General features: G+C 59.8%; 3 protein-coding genes. All 3 read left to right on the top strand.

Annotated elements, in window-relative coordinates:
- A partial coding sequence (locus D9C15_RS32870; RefSeq protein WP_205854977.1) for a GNAT family N-acetyltransferase occupies positions 1-601 on the top strand: 601 nt, incomplete at its 5' end.
- A 144-nt stretch (positions 602-745) separates the two neighbouring features.
- Positions 746-1,219, top strand: a complete 474-nt coding sequence (locus D9C15_RS32865) for a hypothetical protein (RefSeq protein WP_128003669.1) — start codon at positions 746-748, stop codon at positions 1,217-1,219.
- Positions 1,220-1,407: 188 nt separating this feature from the next.
- A complete protein-coding gene (locus D9C15_RS32860) occupies positions 1,408-2,367 on the top strand; it encodes an NAD-dependent epimerase/dehydratase family protein (protein WP_128003668.1) in 960 nt (319 codons plus the stop codon).
- Positions 2,368-3,058 lie beyond the last annotated feature (691 nt).

The raw sequence follows: 3,058 nt of genomic DNA, 5'->3' as shown, positions 1-3,058 counted from the left end.
ATCATCGGTCTCGCGGCCCAAGCGCCAACCCGTGGCGGTCGCCTCAGCTCAAACGTTAGCCGTCATGCACGAGACGCTGCTGCCTCGCGAGTTCTCCGCTGGCCGCCTCCGCCGCCTACACCCACGCGATCTCGCGGCGTTCCAGGCTTATCGCTCACTCCCAGAACTCGGGCGGTACCAGGGTTGGTCGCCGATGTCGGATGCCGAGGCACTTCAGTTCCTCGACGAAGTGCATAGCGCACCGCTATTTGCACCAGGCCACTGGGTGCAACTCGGAATCGCCGAGCCAGAGTCTGATGCGCTAGTCGGAGACATTGGCCTGTACCTGTCCGAAGACGGAACCTCTGGAGAAGTCGGCTTTACGCTTCAGCCAGGCTCCCAAGGTCGTGGCGTCGCAACTCTTGCGGTCCTCGAGGCACTTCAACTCTTCTTCTCGGTTACCAGCGTCACAGGCGTTCTGGGCATAACCGACGACCGAAACCTACCGAGCATCAAGTTGCTAGAGCGCGTTGGCTTCGAGTTCATCGAGAGCCGCCAAGTCGTGTTCCGAGGTGAGCCGTGCACAGAGAGGGTCTATGCCCTGCCGCGAAATGACGGCTAACCCTTCGCTCGAGCGGACCTCCACCGGCAAGGCACTTGGGCCGCGAACCCGTGGTGCTTATCATCGGGCTCGCGGCCCAAGCGCCTTGCCGGTGGTGTCCGCTCAGCTCAAACGTTAGGCCGCACAAGCCACAGGGGGGGTGCGATGGAGCTCAAGGATATTGGTCTCTTCGCGGGCGTCGCCGTCACCTTCGTCCTTGGCGTGTGGAACGCCATCACGAATCACCGGGTTAGCAAGCGCACGACCTTTGTCAACACCGTCACTAGCCAACGCATCAAGTGGATCGAGCAGCTCCGCCAAGACATTGGGGCGTTCTCCGGGCTCGTGTACTACTGGTCCCATAGCGAATTGGAGGGGAAGGCGGGCGAGGGAGAAGTGCTGAAGGAGCTTGACCGCCTACGCCACGTCATCCGGCTACGTCTCAATCCTGCGGGCGAACACGACAAGAAGATCGAGGCGTTAATCGAGGAGATCCCTCACTACACTGATCCGAGGCGCCAGAAGGAGCTTGTTGATGCGCTGGAACGCCTAACCAAGTCCACGCAAGCCCTGCTCAAGGAAGAGTGGGACAAGGTGAAACGTGAGTCCGAGCATGGCCCACTCAGCGAACGGCCCTAGTTGGCTGAGAGTGCGGCCTAACCCTTCGCTCGAGCGGACAGCCACCGGCAAGGCACTTGGCCCGCGCACCGGCCAGTGTCATCATCCGTCGCGCGGGCCAAGCGCCTTCCCGGCGTCTGCCGCTCAGCTCAAACGTTAGGCGTCACAAGCAAGGCTCAATCTGACGCAGAGCAGTACATTTGATCACTATGCACGCGATCGTCACCGGCGGCCTGGGGTTCATCGGCTCCCACACCGTAGAAGCACTCTTGGGCGCCGGCTGGGATGTCACCATAGTGGATAACTTGTCGTCGAACGTCGTAGATCATCACCACTTTCGCAACGACGCACGAATCGTGCGGTCCACAGTCCAAGCAGCGTTTGCAGGCCTTCGGACCGCTGACTTGGTGATTCATCTAGCATCAATCGTCGGTCCACTCCGCGTTGCACAGTACTCCGGCGACATTGAGGCGGAGATTCTTCAGGACACTAGGACGGTGCTTGACTACTGCCTTAAGTTTGGTGTGCGCCTGCTCTTCGGCTCTAGCTCAGACGTCTATGCATGCGCCGGCTGGCTACGCGAGGAAGACGAGATTAGGTCTTGGGGTACAACAACTCCTCGTGCCGCGTACGCTTCGGGAAAACACAAGTCCGAGCAACTAATTGCTCAACACTGCACGAAGGCGGGCCTACCGTACACCTGCGTTCGGTTCTTTAACGTTGCAGGCCCAAGGCAGTCTGGTAAGGGTGGCTTTGTCATCCCCCGATTCATCGCCTCCGCGCTCCATGGAACGCCCCTGCAAGTGCATGGCTCCGGACGCCAACTGCGCACATTCTTGCACTCACGAGAGGCCGCGACCGCCCTCAAGCTTCTTGCGGAAGCCACAACGCCACCGCCGATACTGAATATCGGAAACCCCAAGAACGTACTCCGAATCATCGATCTTGCCCGGTTGGTCGTGCACATCCTACGGTCGTCGTCTCCGATCGTCAGTGTGGATCCCGCCGTTTGCTACGGTGCGCGCTTTGACGATGGATTCGAAAAACTACCGCGAATCGACTTGGCAATAGAAGCTCTCCGCTGGCTGCCTGCGCTCACCGTGGAGGACATCATTCTCGACGCTGCAGAAGCTATGAGCATAGGGATTGGAGCGAGCAATGCATCCTAGGGTTCCTGGCAGAGCGGCCAGACGCGCCGAACGTCACGCACTCGTCGGTCCGGCGTATCAGGCGGCAGTTACCTTGTGGGCAAACGAAGCTTCAGGAATCTGGGTGAAGTTCTCCGGATTGGGTGCGCTACAAGGCATTTTCGTGTTGGCCTCTGCGCAACTGATCAGCGCCACCAAGTCAGACGTCAGCACCCAGTGCTCTTTGCCATCTTCCTTCTTTGCGGATGCCTACTGGTTCCTGATCGCCGTTGTCTCACTGACCGGAGCACTCTCATCACTTGGGTCTCGGCGAGTGATAGCACGCGCGTTTTCGTATCAGGACTATTACATCAGGCGGGCATGCGCCATAGAGCAGCTGCATTTTCCGGCAGCGATACACGTGGCCAACTTCACGAGAGATAGCCCGAAAGGCCGATCCACTCGCGTTAGGGTCGTTGCCGAGCGCACCTTTCTTCTGTTGGCAATTCTGCAGGCGTTGCTTTTCCTCTACTCTGTCGGTTCAGTGGCCCACGCTCATCAAGTGACGCCTAACCCATCGCTCGAGCGGACTGCCACCGGCGGGGCACTTGGGCCGCGGAGCGGCCAGTGCCATCATCCTCTCCGCGGCCCAAGTGCCCCGCCGGCAGCAGCCTCTCAGCTCAAACGTTAGGCCGCACAGCCAACTTCTCGTGACACTCGCCCTCTCGTTCGC

It is taken from the genome of Piscinibacter defluvii (assembly GCF_004011805.1).
GTDB classification, from domain to species: Bacteria; Pseudomonadota; Gammaproteobacteria; order Burkholderiales; family Burkholderiaceae_C; genus Piscinibacter; species Piscinibacter defluvii.
This window is presented reverse-complemented; position numbering and strand designations above follow the sequence as displayed.